The sequence below is a fragment of the Novosphingobium oxfordense genome (genome assembly GCF_044029435.1).
In the GTDB taxonomy this organism is placed as follows: domain Bacteria; phylum Pseudomonadota; class Alphaproteobacteria; order Sphingomonadales; family Sphingomonadaceae; genus Novosphingobium.
In genome coordinates this window covers 872,657-891,830 of the sequence record NZ_CP147005.1, presented here as the reverse complement: position 1 = coordinate 891,830, position 19,174 = coordinate 872,657, and the positions used below count along the sequence as shown (strand labels likewise).

The 19,174-nt window shown below is 65.6% G+C and carries 15 protein-coding genes; 8 read left to right on the top strand and 7 right to left on the bottom strand.

What is annotated here, in order from left to right; translation table 11 throughout:
- Positions 1-203: 203 nt before the first annotated feature.
- From WBP07_RS04075 to WBP07_RS04050, 6 genes are all read right to left on the bottom strand, one after another.
- Positions 204-1,283: an oxidoreductase gene (locus tag WBP07_RS04075; RefSeq protein ID WP_395394415.1), complete on the bottom strand. Its 1,080-nt coding sequence runs from the start codon at positions 1,281-1,283 to the stop codon at positions 204-206.
- On the bottom strand, positions 1,276-2,907 hold the full coding sequence (locus tag WBP07_RS04070; protein WP_395394414.1) for an NAD-dependent malic enzyme: 1,632 nt from the start codon (positions 2,905-2,907) through the stop codon (positions 1,276-1,278). Before WBP07_RS04070 ends, WBP07_RS04075 begins: the two co-directional genes overlap by 8 nt.
- Positions 2,908-3,077: 170 nt before the next feature.
- Positions 3,078-4,418, bottom strand: coding sequence for a dicarboxylate/amino acid:cation symporter (locus WBP07_RS04065; protein ID WP_395394412.1), 1,341 nt, complete (start codon positions 4,416-4,418; stop codon positions 3,078-3,080).
- Between the two features lie 335 nt (positions 4,419-4,753).
- Positions 4,754-5,137: an OsmC family protein gene (locus tag WBP07_RS04060; RefSeq protein ID WP_395394411.1), complete on the bottom strand. Its 384-nt coding sequence runs from the start codon at positions 5,135-5,137 to the stop codon at positions 4,754-4,756.
- Between the two features lie 11 nt (positions 5,138-5,148).
- Positions 5,149-6,045, bottom strand: coding sequence for a pirin family protein (locus WBP07_RS04055; RefSeq protein WP_395394410.1), 897 nt, complete (start codon positions 6,043-6,045; stop codon positions 5,149-5,151).
- Positions 6,046-6,132: 87 nt separating this feature from the next.
- Positions 6,133-6,831: a pirin family protein gene (locus WBP07_RS04050; protein WP_395394409.1), complete on the bottom strand. Its 699-nt coding sequence runs from the start codon at positions 6,829-6,831 to the stop codon at positions 6,133-6,135.
- Positions 6,832-6,964: 133 nt separating this feature from the next.
- On the opposite strand from WBP07_RS04050, the gene WBP07_RS04045 reads away from it, so the two are divergent.
- From WBP07_RS04045 to WBP07_RS04010, 8 genes are all read left to right on the top strand, one after another.
- Positions 6,965-7,894 carry a LysR family transcriptional regulator gene (locus WBP07_RS04045; RefSeq protein WP_395394408.1) on the top strand — a complete coding sequence of 310 codons (930 nt, stop codon included), beginning with the start codon at positions 6,965-6,967 and terminating at the stop codon, positions 7,892-7,894.
- 487 nt (positions 7,895-8,381) lie between these two features.
- Positions 8,382-9,224, top strand: a complete 843-nt coding sequence (locus tag WBP07_RS04040; RefSeq protein WP_395394406.1) for an alpha/beta fold hydrolase — start codon at positions 8,382-8,384, stop codon at positions 9,222-9,224.
- Positions 9,225-9,370: 146 nt separating this feature from the next.
- A complete protein-coding gene (locus tag WBP07_RS04035) occupies positions 9,371-9,775 on the top strand; it encodes a DoxX family protein (RefSeq protein WP_395394405.1) in 405 nt (134 codons plus the stop codon).
- A gap of 264 nt (positions 9,776-10,039) precedes the next feature.
- Positions 10,040-10,561, top strand: a complete 522-nt coding sequence (locus tag WBP07_RS04030) for an RNA polymerase sigma factor (RefSeq protein WP_395394404.1) — start codon at positions 10,040-10,042, stop codon at positions 10,559-10,561.
- A gap of 45 nt (positions 10,562-10,606) precedes the next feature.
- Positions 10,607-11,524: a FecR family protein gene (locus WBP07_RS04025; protein ID WP_395394403.1), complete on the top strand. Its 918-nt coding sequence runs from the start codon at positions 10,607-10,609 to the stop codon at positions 11,522-11,524.
- Between the two features lie 58 nt (positions 11,525-11,582).
- Complete coding sequence (locus WBP07_RS04020) at positions 11,583-13,952, top strand: TonB-dependent receptor (RefSeq protein ID WP_395394402.1); 2,370 nt, start codon at positions 11,583-11,585, stop codon at positions 13,950-13,952.
- A 263-nt stretch (positions 13,953-14,215) separates the two neighbouring features.
- Positions 14,216-17,425: an autotransporter domain-containing protein gene (locus tag WBP07_RS04015; protein ID WP_395394401.1), complete on the top strand. Its 3,210-nt coding sequence runs from the start codon at positions 14,216-14,218 to the stop codon at positions 17,423-17,425.
- A 171-nt stretch (positions 17,426-17,596) separates the two neighbouring features.
- Positions 17,597-18,568 (top strand): glutathione S-transferase family protein, encoded by a 972-nt coding sequence (locus WBP07_RS04010; RefSeq protein ID WP_395394400.1) that lies wholly within the window; start codon positions 17,597-17,599, stop codon positions 18,566-18,568.
- Positions 18,569-18,618: 50 nt separating this feature from the next.
- On the opposite strand, the gene WBP07_RS04005 is transcribed toward WBP07_RS04010, so the two are convergent.
- Positions 18,619-19,080 carry an Lrp/AsnC family transcriptional regulator gene (locus WBP07_RS04005; RefSeq protein ID WP_395394399.1) on the bottom strand — a complete coding sequence of 154 codons (462 nt, stop codon included), beginning with the start codon at positions 19,078-19,080 and terminating at the stop codon, positions 18,619-18,621.
- Between the last annotated feature and the right edge of the window lie 94 nt (positions 19,081-19,174).

Below are 19,174 nucleotides of genomic sequence, written 5' to 3'. Positions count from 1 at the left end.
TTTCTTCTGCAACGTAGCAAAGAATAAGCGGGGCCCCCGCCTACGCGGGGGCGACGGAGTTGGATTTTGAAAGCCGGTTCTCAGCTTCACCATCGCTTGCCTGGCAGAAGACCATTCAAAAGTCGCAGTGCGCGCGCGGCGGACAGGCAAGGCGCAACGCAGACATTCCGCGGGTCTGGGGGATCATCCCCCAGTATCCCTTCTTAAAAACTTGCGAGCCACTCCGCGCGCTCAACCTCGCTCAGCGGCAGTTCCACCGAGCGCCCTTCCGCAGCCGATTGCTGCGCCGCCTCGATCACGGCCATCACGGCAAGCGACTGAATCGGCGGCACCGGATTAGCCGCCCTGCCCCGCGCCGCTTCACCGACAAGACGATAGAACTCGCGCTGATCGCCGCGTTCGGCGGAAATGCTGCGCGGTGCGCTATCGGCCGTGTGCAGCACCAACGGATCCAAATCCTCGCCCCAGCTCTCCGCTCCGGGAGTCATGCCGGAGAGAAGCTGACTCTCCTGCGCGTCGATGCCCTGCTTCACGGCACTGCCGCTGGTGCCATGCACGATGAAGCGCGGCACGCCGCCCGAAACCAACATCGAGGCGTGGAGGATCGCGCGCTTGCCGCCGAATTCCAGCACGACATGCGCCCAGTCATCGCTGCGCGCGCCCTCGCGCTGGAGGGCGAGCGAGGCAGTTACCCGATCCGGCAAGCCCATCAACAGCAGCGCATGATCGGTGAGGTGCGGGCCAAGGTCGAACCATACGCCCGCGCCCGGCCCGGCATTCTCGCGCCAGCGGTCGCGGACTTGCGGGCGGAAGCGGTCGAAGTGGATTTCAAGGTGCGCGGGATCGCCCACCAATCCGTCGTCGATGGCCTTGCGTACCGTGGCGAAGTCGCTGTCCCAACGGCGATTGTGGAACACCGTCAGGTTACGAGCGGACTCCTTCGCCAAGGCCAGAAGCGCCCGCGCCTCAGCCAAGTCCAAAGTGAAGGGCTTGTCGACGACGACATGCTTGCTCGCCCGCAAAGCCGCCGCTGCCAGCGGGAAATGCGTGTGGTTCGGCGTGGCGATGACGACAAGGTCGATATCCGGATCACGCAGCAGCGCATCCGGATCATCGAAGACCGTCGCCTGCGGGAACCGTTCACGGATAGGCTTCGACCGCGACGTGGCGACGGCATCGAGCGAAAGGCCCGGCACCGCCGAAATCAGCGGCGCGTGAAAGGTTGCCCCGGCATAGCCGTAGCCGACGAGGCCAACCCTCACGATGCCTGGCTGATCACTCATGCGGCGCGTATTCGGCCTTCCACATGCTCGCCGCAATGCTTTCGCGGGTGAGCGCTTCGGGCTCGGCAGTGGCAAGGCCTTCAGCGACGGCCTGCTCGGCAACGGCGACGGCGATTTCCAGCGCCACTTCGCGCAGCGCGGTGACCGGCGGCAGAAGGCCCTCGTCGCCCTCATGCAGTTCGCCAAGGCGGCGCGCGGCGGCCATGAACATGCCGTCACTGACGGTGGTGGCGCCGCTGGCCAGCGCGCCCAGCCCGATGCCGGGGAAGACGTAGACGTTGTTGACCTGCGTGACGCCGGCAATGCCGAACGGGCTGCCGGTGCCGACGATGGCCTTGTTGTCCGTCCATTCCAGAATGTCCGCCGGATGCGCTTCGGCGCGCGACAGCGGGTTGGAAAGCGGGAAGACCACCGGCCGTTCCACATGCTGCGCCATGATGCGGATCGCACGCTCGTCGAAGGCCGACTTCTGGCCGGACGTGCCGATGAGCACGGTGGGCTTCACGTTGGCGATCGTGTCCTGAAGCGAGATCATGTTGGAGCCGGACAGGTTCCAGCCGGCGATATCCGCCGGGTCGTGCGCCAGCTTTACCTGCTGCGGCGGCAGGCGCGGAATGTCGGAGAGGATCAGGCCGTCACGGTCCACCGCCCAGATCTTCGCGCGGGCATCGGCCTCGCTCAGCCCTTCGATCTGCATGGCCTGCACCAGCATTTCGGCCACGCCGCTGCCGGCAGCGCCCGCGCCGAACAGCACCACGCGCTGCTCGGTAATCGGCACGCCGGTCTTGCGGATGGCTGAAAGCAGCGTGCCTACAGCGGTGGCAGCGGTGCCTTGAATGTCGTCGTTGAAGCTGAGCAGGCGGTCGCGGTAACGGCCCAGCAGGTCGTAAGCGTTCTTGCCCGCGAAATCCTCCCACTGGAGCAGCACGCCGGGGAAGCGATCGTTCACGGCGGAAACGAAGGCCTCCACGAAATCGTCGTAATCCTTGCCGCGCACGCGGGGCGCGCGCCAACCGATGTAGAGCGGGTCTTCGCGGCGGGCGTGGTTGTCGGTGCCCAGATCGAGCAGGATCGGCAGCACTTCGGCCGGGTGGATGCCGGCGCAGGCGGTGTAGAGCGCCAGCTTGCCGATCGGAATGCCCATGCCGCCGGCGCCCTGATCGCCCAGGCCCAGAATACGCTCGCCATCGCTGACTACGATCACCTTCACGCGGTCATAAGCCGGGTCGGCCAGGATGTCGTCGATGCGGTTGCGGTTGGGATAGCTGAGGAACAGGCCGCGCGGGCGGCGGTAGATCTCGCTGAAACGCTCGCACCCCTCGCCCACGGTCGGGGTGTAGACCAGCGGCAGCATGCGCGGCAGGTCGCTCTGCACCAGCGCATGGAACAGCACTTCATTGGAGTCCTGAAGCTCGCGCAGGAAGGCGTAGCGCTGGAAATCGCTTTCCTTGTCCTCCAGCGCGTTACGGCGCCGCTCGATCTGGCTTTCCAGCGTACCCACGTGCGGGGGCAGCAGCCCGTGCAGGCCGAATTCGTCGCGCTCATCCTCGGTGAAGGCCGTGCCCTTGTTGGTCAAGGGATCGGAGAGCAGCGCGCGGGCGGCGGCGTGACGGGTGGGGGACATCGGGCGACCTTTCTTCAGACTTTTAGACGCCCGGCCGACATCGACTGCGCTGCCGGGGGAAGACAGCGCCAACAAGCCCACGGGGGGATCGGCACGAGCTCGCGGAAAGGTCGATAGACCGCCCGCGATGCCGTGTCACGCCGTCACCAGTGCAATTATTGCACCAAAGGTTACTCCACCCCCGCCAGTTGCGCAGACTGCACGCTACCCGTGTCCAGATCACCGCGATTGGCGATGACGGCGCGGAATTTCTCCATGTCGACAGCCCTTTCCCAGCGCGACACGATCACGGTCGCCACGGCATTGCCGATGAAGTTGGTAAGGCTGCGGCATTCGGACATGAAGCGGTCCACACCCAGGATCAGCGCCATGCCTGCCACCGGCACCGAAGGCACGATGGAAAGCGTGGCCGCCAGCGTGATGAAGCCCGCCCCGGTAACGCCTGCCGCCCCCTTGGACGACAGCATGGCGACGCCCAGCAGCAGCAGTTCCTCACCCAGCGAGAGGTGGACGTTGCAGGCCTGCGCGATGAACAGCGCCGCCAGCGTCATGTAGATATTGGTGCCGTCCAGATTGAAGCTGTAGCCGGTGGGCACGACAAGGCCGACGATCGGGCGCGGGCAGCCTGCACGCTCCATCTTCTCCATCAGCAGCGGCAGCGCGCTTTCGGAAGAGGAGGTACCCAGCACCAGCAGCAGTTCGGTCTTGAGGTAGGCCACCAGCGCGAAGATCGAAAAGCCCGCCAGTCGCGCCGCCGTGCCCAGCACCACGAAAACGAACAGCGCTGATGTGAAGTAGAATGTCGCAACCAGCCCCGCCAGGTTGGCAAGGCTTTCGACGCCGTATTTGCCAACGGTAAAGGCCATCGCCCCGAACGCACCGATCGGGGCCGCCTTCATGACGATCGACACCAGCTTGAAGAAGACCAGCGAGATCGTCTCCAGCAGAGACAGCGCCGGCGCGCCGCGATCGCCCAGCATGGCCAGCGCGATGCCGAACAGGATCGCCACGACCAGCACCTGCAGGATGTTCCCCTCCGTCATCGAGGACAGGAACGTCTCCGGTATCATCGCCATCAGGAAGCCGGTGAGCGAAGTCTCATGCGCCTTCTCGGAATAGAGCGCGACCTTGGAGGCATCGAGCGTGGAGGGATCGATGTTCAGCCCATGGCCCGGCTGCACCACGTTGGCGACGATCAGGCCGACCACCAGCGCCAGGCTGGAGAAGAACAGGAAGTAGGCGAAAGCCTTGGCGGCCACGCGCCCCACCGACTTGAGATCGCGCATGGAGGCGATGCCGGTGGTGATGGTGAGGAAGATGACCGGCGCGATCACCATCTTCACCAGCTTGATGAAGGCATCGCCCAGCGGCTTCAGCGCTTCGCCCGTATCCGGCCGGAAATAGCCGATCGCCACACCCAGCGCGATGGCGACGAGGACCTGGAAATAGAGGTGGCCGTACCAGCGTTTCGGCTTGGCACTCTCACCCGGCTGGGATGAAGCGATATGCATGGACCCGTCTTATGCTCCTTGGCGCCGCGCATCCCACAAGAGGCGCGGTCGTCGGCGGACCCTGTGCGATTTGCCGGTCGGTTCCAAGCGGTTTTTGAGTGGGGATGGTGGTAGGCGCTTACCTGCCGCGCCTACCCGCGCCGGGTTGTTCCGATCCCACCTCTTCCCCCGCCTGAAAAACCCGCCGTCGCCCCCGCGAAGGCGGGGGCCCCGCTTTCTTTCTTCGACGCTGCGGCGCGTGCGACGTTGCAGGAAGGAAGCGTCATCCCCGCCTTCGCGGGGATGACGGGGAGTTGGATGTCATTCGATAATCAGAAGCAATCAGGCCTGTCGGTTCACGCCAGCCGTGTCTCGATCGGCAAACCGTTCTTCAAGGTCAGCGTCACCGGCGTGCGCTCCGCAATGTCTGCAAGACGGCTCTTCTGCTCATCATCCAGCCCGGTGATGGTCAGCGTGCGGGCGATGTGCAGGTCACCCTTCCCGCCCTTGAGCGCAAGATCGACGGTGAGATCGCCAAATTCCCACCCCTTGCGCGCGGCATACATCTTCAGCGTGATCGCGGTGCAGGCGCCCAGACTGGCGAGCAGCAGGTCGTAAGGCGCCGGCCCCACCCCCTGCCCGCCAAGCGAAGCGGGTTCGTCGGCAGTGATGGCGTGGCCGTTCACCACGATTTCGGTGCGCCAGGGGGTCTGGCCGATGGTTGCGGTAGCTTGCGTCATGGCCGGGACTCTCAGGCAGGGAGCGGAATGAAGTCGGGTTCGTTCGGTACAGTGCCGAAGCGCTGGGCCTTCCAGTCGTCCTTCGCCTGTTCAAGACGATCCTTGGACGAGGAGACGAAGTTCCAGAAGATGTGCCGCTCTTCCGGCAGCGGTTCGCCGCCCAGCAGCATCAGGCGAGTAGGCCCCTTGGCGCGCAGCACCAGTTCGGCGCCTGGCTGAAAGACCACCAGTTCGGCCTCACCGAAAGTACCGCTCTGCCCCACGACCTCAACCGCGCCGCTGACGACGTAGATCGCACGCTCCACATGCTCCGCCTTCAGCTGATAGCGCGCGCCGTCCAGCATCACGATGTCGGCATAGATCATGTCCGAATAGGTCTTCAGCGGCGAAGTCATGCCATCCGAAGTTCCCGCGATCAGCGTGAAGCGCGTGCCGGCGTCCTCGCTTACAGGCATCTCGTCCGCCTTGTGGTGGGCGAAACTGGCGTCGATCTCCTCGGACTCCTTCGGCAGCGCCACCCAGGTCTGCAAACCGAACAGCTTGCCACCTGTGGCCCGGATTTCCGGCGAAGTGCGTTCGGAATGGACGATGCCGCTGCCGGCGGTCATCCAGTTGACCTCACCGGGGCGGATCGGCTGGACCGAGCCCAGCGAATCCCGGTGCAGTATCTCGCCCTCGATCAGATAGGTCAGCGTGGAAAGGCCGATGTGCGGATGCGGGCGAACGTCGAGGCCTTCGCCGGAGCGGAAAACCGCCTCGCCCATCTGGTCGAAAAAGATGAAGGGGCCGACCATGCGGCGCTGCGCGACGGGCAGCGCGCGGCGCACCTTGAAGCCATCGCCAAGATCGCGGACCGAGGGGAGGATGACGAGGTCTACGCCTTCGACGTCGGAAGATTGCACAGTCATGGATGGCTCTCCGAAAGAAGTTGGGCCGGAAGAAAGAAGGGCGGGCACCGGATGGGCACCCGCCCCTTTGTTATCAGGCTTTTATTATCAGGCTGCGTCGACCAGGACGATCTCGCTGTCCTCGATCGCGGTCACCCGCAGTACGTCAAGGTCGCTGATCGCGGCGCCGTCACGGGCATTGACCCGAACGTCGTCGATCTGCACCGCGCCGGTGGCGGGAACGAGGTAACCCTTGCGGTCCTTGCCCAGCGGATACTCGGCAGTTTCACCGGCCTTCAGCGTGGCCGCCACGACCTTTGCGTCGGTGCGGATCGGCAGGGCATCGTTGTCGTTCTCGTAACCCGAAGCCAGCGTCACGAACTGGCCCGAACGCTCACCCTTGGGGAAGGGACGCGAACCCCAGCTGGGCTCTTCGCCGTTGCGGGTGGGGATGATCCAGATCTGGAAGATGCGGGTTTCCACGTCTTCCATGTTGTATTCGGAATGCTGGATCCCGGTGCCTGCGCTCATCACCTGAACGTCGCCGGCCTCGGTACGACCCTTGTTGCCCAGGTTGTCCTGGTGGGTGATCGCACCTTCGCGGACATAAGTGATGATTTCCATGTCGCGGTGCGGGTGCGGCGGGAAGCCGGTCTTCGGAGCGATCACGTCGTCGTTCCAGACGCGCAAGTTGCCCCAGTGTACGCGGGCCGGATCGTGGTAGCCGGCGAACGAGAAGTGATGCTTGGCGTCCAGCCAGCCATGGTTGGCACCGCCGAGGCTGTCGAAGGGGCGAAGTTCGATCATGGTCCTAAATCTCCTGTCTTGGCGGAGATGCCGGTGAAGTCCGGTGTCCGCCTTGTCGAAGACCCATATATCCCTTGCCATCTTTCCTGATCAGAGGGATAAAATCGACTGAACTGTTCTATGGAGTTGATAAGTGAGCAATCCGGGTACGCCCACCTTCGACCAGCTTCGCATCTTCCTTGCCGTGGTGGATACCGGCAGTTTCGCAGGCGCGGCGCGCAAGCTGAACCGCGCGGTTTCCGTTATCTCTTATGGTGTCGCCAACCTTGAGGCGCAACTGGGGCTGATGCTGTTCGACCGTGAAGGCACGCGCAAGCCGCAGCTTACCATCGCCGGCCGCGCCGTCCTGGCCGAAGCGCGCGGCGTGGCGGAAGGAATCGACGGGCTGCGCGCCAAAGTGAAGGGCCTGCTGGAAGGGCTGGAGGCCGAAGTCGACCTGGCGGTGGACGTCATGTTCCCGGCCGAACGGCTGGGCGTGGTGCTGCGCGCTTTCGCGACCGAGTTCCCCACCGTCCAGCTTCGCCTGCATGTGGAGGCGCTGGGCGCGATCACCGCGATGGTGCTGGACGGCAAGGCGGCCGTCGGCCTTTCCGGCCCGCTCTTCGCGGGCGTGCAGGGGTTGGAGAGCGTGGCCACCGGCTCCGTGGCGATGATCCCGGTGGCAGCGCCGGATCATCCGCTGGGCCGCATGTCCGAAATCGCGCCGGGCGCCGGGCGCGAATATACGCAGCTGGTCCTCTCGGACCGCTCCCGCTTTACCGAAGGGCGCGACTTCTCGGTGATGAGCCCCAAGACATGGCGCCTTGCCGATCTTGGCGCCAAGCATGCCTTGCTGCGGCAGGGCATCGGCTGGGGCAACATGCCCTTCCCGATGATCGAGGCGGATCTGGTCGCCGGCACGCTGGTGCGTTTACAAATGCCGGATCAGCCGGGCGGCACGTATCGCTTTGCCGGTATCTGGCGCCGCGATGCACCGCCGGGCCCGGCCGCCGCGTGGCTGGTGGACCGCTTCGTCGCCCAGTGCGACACGGACATGAACGCCTTCGAACTTCCCGATATCTGACAGGGGCTTTTGCCCCAATCACAAACGGGGTCAGAAACGGGGCCGCAAACGGGACGGTCAGAGTAAACGCTTCGTACATCAAGAACCGCCGCAATATTGCAACACCAGTACGCAATCACGATTGAAGTAACGAATCATCCGGACGCGCGGGACGCACCTTCGTTTCCGGATATTTTCGAAACAGAAGATCGATAGCGCTCGGAAAGTCCCATTTTTACAATACCGGTATATTCCCGTAGACTAGCGTGACAGCAAATACGGGCCGGCGGTGCGGCCAATCGAAATCTCGAACGGAGCGGCCCGGATGAGAAGTAAGCGGCACGCCTGGCACACCCCCGGCAACCTGACCGGATGAAACGAATAGCCCTGGCATCGTCGATGCGCGGGCCAAGTTCGGCGCCGTCCCAGGACAGGCACTGAACACCTTGGGACCGGCGGCGCCCTACCCCCCGCCATGCCGCCGGTCCCATTTTCCTTCCGATCCCGAATGGAGAAGGACCCGATCATGGCCCATGTCGCCGCCGCAGATGGCACTCGCATCTTCTACCGCGATTTCGGCCAGGGCCGCCCCATGGTCTTTTCCCACGGATGGCCGCTCAATTCGGATGCGTGGGACGGGTCCATGCAGTTCTTCGCCAACAGCGGTTTCCGCGTGGTCGCCCATGACCGGCGCGGCCATGGCCGGTCCGACCCCAGCGCCACCGGCAACGACATGGATACTTATGCCGACGATCTGGCTGCAGTGATCGAGCATCTGGACCTTACCGACGCGGTTCTTGTCGGCCATTCGACCGGCGGCGGAGAGATCGTCCGTCACGTCACCCGCCACGGCACGTCGCGCGTGGCCAAGCTGGCGCTGCTCGGTGCCATCACGCCCTTGCTGGGCGCGGTGGATGGGAATGCAGACGGCGTACCGGTCGAAATGGTCCACCGCGTGCAGAAGATGCTGATCGACAACCGGTCGCAGTTCTTTCTGGACTTTCCGGACGTCTTCTTCGGCATGCACAAGGGCGGCGGGGCGCCGCATAGCGAGGGCTGGCGGATGGCCTTCTGGCAGCAGGGCATGTCGGCCGACATCAATGCGCTCTACGCCTGCGTGGAACAGTTCTGGGTATCCGACTTTCGCGAGGAGATGAAACGGATCACCCTTCCCGTGCTGGTGGTCCACGGCACCGGCGACGAGGTCGTCCCGTTCGAGAGTACCGGCCGACGCTCTGCGGAAATCCTGCCGAATGCAACGCTGATCACTTACGAAGGTGCATCCCACGGCTTTCCCAAGACGCATCAGGAACGGCTGAATGCCGATCTACTCGCTTTCGTGCGCGGCTGACGACGACTTTTCCATTTTATCGAACAAATCAATTCATTTTATCCGGATTTTCAGAAACCCATATCCCCGGCATTCCTTGCTCATCGAAGGACGCCGGCAAGAGGAAACAAGCGGCGCCCTCAACTGCAACAGTAGGGAATATCGCCATGAACACTCTCGCTTCCAACGCCCCCGCCTCGACCGAAGCCCGCCTCGTCCGCGTCCTGCCGCTGGTCGGCCGCGTGCTGATCGCCGCGATCTTCATCCTCTCCGGCCTGTCCAAGCTGGCCGCACCCACCGCGACGATGGCCTATATCGCCTCGGTCGGCCTGCCCTTCCCCGCCGTCGCACTGGCCGGCGCCGTCCTGATCGAAGTGGTCGGCGGTCTGGTGCTGATCTCCGGCTACCGCCTGCGCACCGTTGCTGCCGTGCTCGCCGTGTTCAGCCTGGTTACCGCGCTGTTCTTCCACAACAACTTCGCGGACCAGAACCAGTTCATCCACTTCTTCAAGAACGTGGCAATGGCCGGCGGCCTCCTCCAGATCGTCGCCTTCGGCAAGGGCCGTGATTGAATTGTCTGATCCGAAGATCGCCAAAGGGGCGATCTTCGGGTTCGGCACCGGCCCACTCCCCCACCCGGCCACCCATCAGAATACACTCGTGGGAGGTCGGGTGGGGGAGTGGGCCGGTGCCGGACGATCCGAAACGCAGTTTCGGATCAGACCACGAACGGGCGGTTCCGAAAGGAGCCGCCCTTTTCGCATGCGCGCCTTCTTCCCCTCGGCCCCGCGAACGTCTATCTGGGGCGCGCGACTACAAGAACCGACCAGATCCCCGTGACTTCGCCCTCTCCCGGTGCCGGCCTTGAAGCGGCATTCCTCGCGCACCGCGATGTGCTGCTGCGTTTCCTGCGCGCACGCGGCGCGGGCGACGCGGCGGAGGATCTGCTGCACGAAGTCTGGCTGCGCATCGCCGCCAGCAAGTCCGGCCCCGTGGCCGCGCCGATCGCCTACCTGATGCGCACGGCGGACAGCCTGATGATCGACCGCTACCGATCCCAGCGCCAGGCCGAAAAGCGCGACCGCGACTGGAGCGACAGCCATACCGACGCCTCCACCGGCGTCGCCCCCGAACCCTCGCCCGAACGCCGCGTCGCCGCCATGCAGGAAGCCGCCAAAGTCATGGGCGTGCTGGACGGATTGGGCCCGCGCGTCGCCCGCGCGTTCCGCCGCCATCGGATAGACGGCATGGCCCAGCGCGATGTGGCCGCCGAACTGGGCGTCAGCCTCAGCACGGTGGAAAGCGATCTTCGCCTCGCCTATCGGGCGCTGGGCGAATGGAAGGAACGACACGGATGAGGCTGGTGGCCCACGTCTCCGTCATCCACGCAGAAGGAGCGCGTGATGAGTGACGAGATGATCCGCGAGGAAGCGGCCCGCTGGGCCGTGCGGACCGGCGAGCCCGGTTTCGACGACTGGGACGGCTTCATGCTCTGGCTGGAGGCCGATCCCGCGCACGCCCGCGCCTATGACGCGGTGAACGCCGCCGTGATCGACGCGGTGGAACTTGCCGCGGCCCAACCGGCGAACGACGTGATCGACGATGTTCCCGTTGCCACCCCCACCCGCCGCGTCTGGCTGGGCAGCGCCATCGCCGCCTCGCTCGCGCTGGTGGGCGGCGTATGGCTTTGGCAGACCCATTCGCGCGAAATCTATGCGGTGGAGACCGCGCCGGGCCAGATGCGGACGGTGGAGCTGGAAACCGGCACGCGCATCGATCTGGCCGGCGGCACCACCGTTCGGCTGGACCGCAAGGACCCGCGCTATGCCGTGCTCGACAAGGGGCAGGCGCTGTTCACCGTGCGCCACGATGCCGCGCGCCCGTTCCATGTCGAGGCGGGTGACGCCACACTGGTGGATCTTGGCACCGTGTTCGACGTGTCGCGCGATGGCACGCACCTCAGCGTCGGCGTGGCCGAAGGCGCGGTGGGCTTCAATCCCAAGGGAGAGAACTTGCGCCTTGCCCCCGGCGACCGGCTGGTTGCGGATGCGGGCAAGGTCACGGTGGGCCACGTGCCGCCGCGCGAAGTGGGCGAATGGCGCGATGGCCGCCTGACCTTCGACGCAACGCCGCTGTCCGAAGTGGCCGCGCGCCTCACCCGCGCCACCGGCGTCACCTTCACCGCGCAGCCCGGCGCGGAAACGCCGGTTTCCGGCTCCATCCTCGTCACCCCCATTCACGACGATCCGCAGATGATCGGCGCGCTGCTGGGCCTTCAGGTCCGTCACGAGGGGCAAGTCTGGGTGATCGGCCGCCCCTGAACCGATGCGCCGGGCCCTGCTTCTTGTTGCGACGGCTTCGCCCGTAGCGCTTTTTGGCGTGGTGCTTCTTGGCGTACCGCTTCCCGCTGCCGCGCAAGCGCCTGCGCAGATGGCAGCGGTGGCGACGCGCGAGGGCGCCATGGGCGATGCCGCCATCGAACTGGCGCGGCAGACCGGCACCAGCATCATCATCGCCGATCCCGCGCTGGCCCGCCGCCGCATTCCCGCCCTGCGCGGCCGCATGGCCACGCATGAAGCCGTAGCGCGACTGGCCCGCGCGGCCGGAGCCCGCGCCGTACCGGTGGGCCCGGCCGCATGGCGGCTGGAAGCAGCGCCACCGCCGCGCCTTTCCGTACCCGTTCCGCCGCCCCGCCCAGCACCAAAGCCCGCGCCGGAACCGGCTCCTCAGGCCATCGTCGTTACCGCCACCAAGCGTGACTTGCGGCTGGAACAGGTGCCCGCGCAAGTCACCATCCTCAGCGGAGACAGCCTGACCGCCGGCGGTGTCGGCGGCAGCGAGAAGATCATTCGCCGCCTAGCGACGGTCGCCTCCACGCATCTCGGCAGCGGGCGCAACAAGCTGTTCATTCGCGGCATCGCCGATTCCAGCTTCACCGGGCCGACGCAGGCCACGGTGGGCCAGTACCTCGGCGACATGCGGTTGACCTACAATGCGCCGGACCCGGATCTGCGCCTGTCGGACCTTGCCCGCGTGGAAGTGCTGGAGGGGCCGCAGGGCACGCTTTACGGCGCCGGTTCGCTGGGCGGGATCATCCGCCTGATCCCCAATCCGCCCGAGTTCGACCGCACTGGCGGCTCGATCATCCTGGGCGGCGCGCTGACGCAGCACGGCGCGCCTTCCACCGACCTCAGCGCCACCGTGAACCTGCCGATCGCGACGGACACCGCCGCCTTCCGCGCCACGTTCGATACCGCCAGCTACGGCGGCTACATCGACAAGCCGCTGCTGGGCCGCAAGAACGTCAACCGCACCGATGTGCTTGCCGGCCGCGCCGCCTTGCGCGTGAAGCTGGCGCCGGACTGGACGGTGGACGTGATGGGCCTTGCCCAGTCCATCGGCGCGGACGACAGCCAATATGCCGACCGCGATGGCAAGCCGCTGCAAAACTCCGCCCGCGTGCGCGAAGGGTCGGACGCCGACTATGCGCTGGGGCAACTGGTGATTTCGGGCCGGATCGGCGGGCTGGAACTGCGCTCCACCACCGGGGCGGTGCGGCAGAACCTGCACGAACGCTACGACGCCAGCGAACCCGATGGCGCTCCTCGGTTGTTCGAACAGGCCAACGCCACGCGCATGATCGCACATGAAACCCGGCTCTGGCAGCCGGAGCGGCACGGTTTCGGCTGGCTGATCGGCGCCAGCTACACGCACAATCGCACCACGCTGACCCGCGATTTCGAGGAACTTTCGCTGCGCAGCACGTCGACCGGCGTGCGCAACACGGTGGACGAGTTCACCCTCTATGGCGAGGCGAGCCTGCACTTGCGCGGGCCCTTCACCGCCACTGCCGGCGGCCGCTTCACGCAGGCGCGCCTTGGCGGCGATGGCGAGGACGTGTTGCCGCAAGTGGCCTTTGCCATGGCGATGAGAGGCGTGACCGCGAAGCGGAATTTCACCGCCTTCCTGCCCTCCCTGGCGATCCACGCGGAGTTCTCTCCGCAGGATCAGCTCTATTTCCGTTATCAGCAGGGCTTCCGCCCCGGCGGCTTTGCGATCGAGAGCGACTACGTGCGCCGCTTCCGCAACGATCGCACCGGAACGATAGAGATCGGCGCGCGCCATGGCCGCGCCGGGGTAAGCCCGTTCGATCTGACCGTCAGCCTTTCCTACACGCGCTGGCGGGACATTCAGGCGGACTTTACCGACAGCGCGGGCCTGCCCAGCACCGCCAATATCGGTGACGGCCGCGTCTGGTCCGCCAGCGTTTCGGGCGGGGTGCAACTGGTGCCCGGCCTGCGCCTGGAAGGCGGCGCCGCGTTCAATCACAGCCGGATCGACAAGCCGGAGCCGGGCAACACGCTCAAGTACCAGTTCGCCGCCGGCGCCCTCGATGCCTTGCAGATGCAGGTGCCGAACATCGCCCGCTTCGCCGGCCGCGCGGCGCTGGCCTGGAACCACGATCTGGACGACGATCTCGCCCTCTCCGCCAATGCCTGGGCAAGTTACCTCGGCAAGTCGCGGCTGGGCATCGGGCCAGACCTGGGCATGTTGCAGGGCGACTATTTCGACAGCGGGTTCGATGTACGCGTGGGCACGCCGGGCTATGGCGTGACGCTGGGCGTGACCAACCTTGCCGACGAGCGCGGCAATCGTTTCGCACTGGGCACGCCGCTGGCGACCGGGCGTGAGCAAGTGACGCCGCTAAGGCCGCGCACGGTGCGACTGGGCTTCGACGCGAAGTTCTGACGGACGGCGCCGCGTTGTAGGTCAAAGCGACGACATCAAACGCGCCCTCTCAAAACAAAACTCCGTCGCCCCCGCGAAGGCGGGGGCCCCGCTTCCTTCTCGCCCCGCCCGCGAAGAACAAGCGGGATCCCCGCCTTCGCGGGGATGACGAGGTTTGTTCGGGATAGGTACGTCGAGGCTCGAAACAGCCGCTCCAATCTTTTTTCAAGGCCAGCCCCGCTAGCCTCCGTCTCTCCCTTCGAAATCGATCTGAAGGGACGACGATGCCTCGCTACCTGCCCGGTTACCTCTTGGCCTCCACCGCGCTCCTCGCCGTAGCGAGCGTTGCGCATGCCGAGGATGTGACCACCAAGAAGACCACGCCGCTGCTCACCTCCACCATCAAGAACGGCGCGGCGGACGCCATCAACGTGACCAAGGACGGATCGGTGGTGCTGACGTCCGGCACCGCGATCACGATGGACAGCAACAATTCCGTGTCCAATGCCGGCGCGATCACGATCACCAATTCGGACGGTGCCACCGGCATCCGCGTGGTGGCGGGGACCAGCGGCGACATCGTCAACACCGGCACGATCACCATCGATGAGACTTACACCCCCACCGATACCGACAAGGACGGGGACCTCGATGGTCCTTTCGCGCTCGGCACGAACCGCACCGGCATCAAGATCGAGGGCAATCACACCGGCAAGCTGACGCAGAGCGGCACGATCGCGGTGGAAGGCAACAATTCCACCGGCATTTCCATCGGCGGCACACTGACCGGCAACTTCACGCATGACGGCACCACCACCGTGGGCGGTGACAACGTGGTGGGCGTCAAGGCCGGCACGATCAACGGCAACGTCCGCTTGGCCGGCTCGGTCGGCGCGCAAGGCCTCAATGCGGTTGCCGCCCGGTTCGACGGGGACGTCAACGGCGCGATGGTCGTGCAGGGCAACATCGCCTCCACCGGCTATCGCTACAACACCTCGCCCGCGGACCCGTCGAAGCTGGACGCGGACGACCTGCTGCAAGGCGGTTCGGCGCTGGTGATCGGCGGCAACGTCACTGGCGGCATCGTGCTCGCCGTGCCGCCCAAGGACACCGACCCGAACAAGGCCGATGAAGACGGCGACGGCATCGATGATGCCAAGGAAGGCTCTGCCAAGGTCGCATCCTACGGCAAGGCCCCGGCCATGGTGATCGGCGCGGCCGACCGCGACGTTGCGATCGGCGCGGTGGCCGGCACCGCCAGCGGCTTCGGCTTGCAGATCGAAGGCGGCGTGGAAGGCAACGGCGTCTACACCGGCGTGGACGGCAACGGCCTCGTCATCGGCGGGCTTGGCGGAAAGGTCACGATCGCCAACGGCGTGGGCGTGACAGGCTCGGTCGCCGCGACGTCGAAGGACGCCGCCGCCACCGCCATGCGCTTCGGCGCGGGCGCCAGCACTGCGCAGGTCCAGAACGGCGGCACCATCTCCGCCAGCAGCGGCAACACCGCCGCCTCGATCGCCACGGCGGTCAAGATCGACGCCGGCGCCAGCATGCCCACGCTGCGCAACTCCGGCACGATCAAGGCGGTAACCGGCGAGAACGGCACCGCCATCGCCATCCGCGATTCCAGCGGCACGCTCAACCTGATCGAAAACAGCGGCACGATCTCCGCCACCGGCGCCAAGGCGGACAGCGGCCGCAACGTGGCCATCGATCTTTCGGCGAACACCGGCGGCGTCACCGTGCGCCAGACGCAAGTCGCATCGGGCTTCGCCGCCCCTGCCATAACCGGCGATGTGAAGTTGGGCAGCGGTAACGACACCTTCTCCATCGCCGACGGCACGGTGACCGGCAATGTCACGTTCGGTGGCGGCAATGACACGCTGGCGCTCTCCGGCGACGCGGTGCAGACGGGCAAGGTCACGTTCGGTTCGGGCAATGACGCGATGAGCCTTGCGGGCACCTCGCGCTATGTCGGCACGGTCGATTTCGGCGGCGGGGCGGATACGCTGACGCTTTCGGACACGGCCGTATTCTCGGGCGCGTTGGCCAATGCGGGCAATCTTGCGGTCAAGGTCAACGGCGGCGTGCTGGACGTGAACAAGCCCGCCGCGATCGGCTCGCTCGATGTCGGCGCCACCGGCGTTCTGGCCGTGACGCTAGACAAGGCCGCCGGGCTCGGCTCGGCCTACAACGTCGCGGGCAACGCCACCTTCGCCAAGGGCGCCAAGCTTTCCATCCGCCTGGCCGACGTTTCGACCGCGGAAGGCAGCTATCAGGTGCTCACCGCCGGATCGCTGACCGGCCGCGACGTGCTGGAAACCTCCACCGACCTCGTGCCCTACATGTTCAAGGCCTCGCTCAACAAGGACGCGCCGGCCAACGCGATCGTGGTCGACGTCGCCCGCCGCACGGTGCAGGAACTGGGGCTCAACCGCTCGCAGGCATCGGCCTATAACGCGATTTTCGCCGCGATCGGCAAGGATGACGCGATCGAGAAGGTGTTCCTGGGCGATACCAATGGCGACGCCTTCCGCGAACACGTGGCCCAGATGCTGCCAGATCACGCCGGTGGCGCGTTCGAGGGCATCAGCATGGGTGCACGCACGCTGATCCGTCAGCTTCAGGATCCGCAGGGGCCCGTTTTCGGCGATTCCCGCTTCGTCACCCGCCTGAACCTGTCCTTCTGGGGCAGCGACAAGAGCGCCGGGCAGAGTGCGTCGTACAATCTGCAAGGCTATGCCATGTCGCTGGGCGGCGAATATGCCACCGGCATCGGCTACTTCGGCGGCACCGTCTCCTACTTATGGAACCGCTACACGCGCGGCCCGGCCAGCGAGATCAAGTCGAACTCTTGGGAATTCGCCGGCCACTGGCGCGGAGAGAGCGGCCCGATCGCCGGCTACGCTCGCGCATCGATCGGCCGCGGTAGCTACGACAGCGAGCGTACGTTCGCCGGCACCGCCGGTACCGAGACGGTCAAGCGCACGATCAATGGCGACTGGAACGGCAACTTCGTGACCGGCGCCGCCGGCGTCTCCTACGAAGGTGGCGGCAAGTACCTGTTCTTCCGCCCGGCCGTCTCGATCGACTACGTCCGCCTGAAGGAAGACGGCTACACCGAAAACGGCGGCGGCAAGGCGCTGGACCTGACCGTGGCATCGCGCACCAGCGACGAGTTGGGCGTGAACGGCGGCATGACCGTGGGCGTCGATTTCATGACTGCCGCCGGACGTGACGACAACTGGTTCCGCATGGAAACCGAGGGTGGCTGGCGTGAAGTCGTCAGCGGCGGGATCGGCGCCACCACCGCGCACTTCGAAGGCGGGCAGGACTTCCGCCTTGAAGGCGACGATGCCTCCGGCGGCTGGTTCGCGCGCCTGCGCGCCATCGGCGGCACCATTGGCCTGACGATGATGGGCGAACTGGCGGCAGAGGATCGCCACGGCAATACGGACCTGTCTTTGCGCGGATCGGTATCGATCGGCTTCTAAGCCGACCGACCGATCCGTGCGCGGCGCGTCGACGCCCCCCACCCCGCCCAAGTCGACGCGCCGCATTCCCATCCTGTAAACCGCCCCGGATTTCCGTCCGGCGCGGTTTACAGCCCGCTGCCGATGTCCGATGCTGCATGTTCACCCAATGGCAGCAATCGAGGCAAATCAATGGGCAAGCTGGTCGACGGCGTCTGGCAGGATGTCTGGTACGATACGAAATCGACCGGCGGTCGTTTCGTCCGCAAGGATTCCTCCTATCGCGATTGGGTGACCGCCGATGGCGCGCCGGTCCATGAGGGCGGACGGGGATTCAAGGCGGAAGTCGGCCGCTATCACCTCTACGTCAGCCTTGCCTGCCCCTGGGCCCACCGCACGCTGATCCTGCGGGCGCTGAAGGGGTTGGAAGCGATGATCGACGTTTCCGTGGTCAACTGGCTGATGCTGGAACGCGGCTGGACCTTCGACCCCGCCCCGGGCGTGGTACCCGACATCGTCAACCACGCGCGGAACCTATACGAAGTCTACGTAAAGGCGGACCCGCATTACACCGGCCGCGTCACCGTGCCGATCCTGTGGGACAGGCAGACCGGAACCATCGTCAACAACGAATCCTCCGAAATCATCCGCATGTTCAACTCCGCCTTCGACGCGCTGGGCGCGCTGGCGGGCGACTATTACCCCGAAGCCCTGCGCGAAGAGATCGATGCGGTGAATGCGCGCATCTACGACACCGTGAACAACGGCGTCTACAAGGCCGGCTTCGCCACCGAGCAGGAAGCGTACGAGGACGCCGTGGCGCAACTGTTCGCCTGTCTGGACTGGCTGGAGGAACGCCTGTCACGCAGCCGCTGGCTGGTGGGCGATACGATGACGGAGGCGGACATCCGCCTGTTCACCACGCTGATCCGCTTCGATCCGGTCTATGTCGGCCACTTCAAGTGCAACCTGCGCCGGATCGCGGACTACCCCAACCTGCAAGCCTATCTTCGCGATATCTACCAGACGCCGGGCGTGGCCGGCACGGTGAACTTCCAGCACATCAAGGGGCACTATTACCAGAGCCACCGCACTATCAACCCGACCGGAATCGTGCCGGTGGGGCCGCTGCTGGACCTCGATTCGCCGCATGGGCGGGGATGAACCCTTCGCTCGCAATGACGAAAGGTAGGTAATGGGGGAACTGCGGCCCCTTACCCCGCCGCATCCGTCAGAAAGGCGCGCGGCTTGATGTCGCGCATGGCAAGCGTGGTGGTGAAATGACGCACGCCGGGAAGCCTGCGCAAGCGGTTGCGCAGCAGATCGTCCAGTTCGGGAACCCCGGCGGTGGCGACTTGCAGCAGGTAGTCGAAATCCCCCACGGTGGCGTGGCAGGCCAGCACCGCCGGCTCGCCCTGCACGGCGCTTTCGAACGCCTCATGCCGGTCGAACTCGATGGAAACCTGCACGAAGGCGCTGGTCGAAAGACCGATCCCCGCCGGATCGATCACCGCGCGATAGCCGGCGATCACGCCCGCCTTTTCCATCGCCTGCACGCGCTTCCAACTCGGCGTCTTGGACACGCCAGCCACTTCGCCCAGACTGGCGAAAGACAGCCGCGCATCGTGTTCCAGCGCGCGCAGCAAACGCATGTCCACGGGATCGAGATCGGGCATGGAACGAATGTTCTCCAAAATTGCAATTGCCTTCTAATCCGTTCTCCCGATGCCCGCAATTGCCGACCAATCAAGACCAATGTTTCAGTCGCGC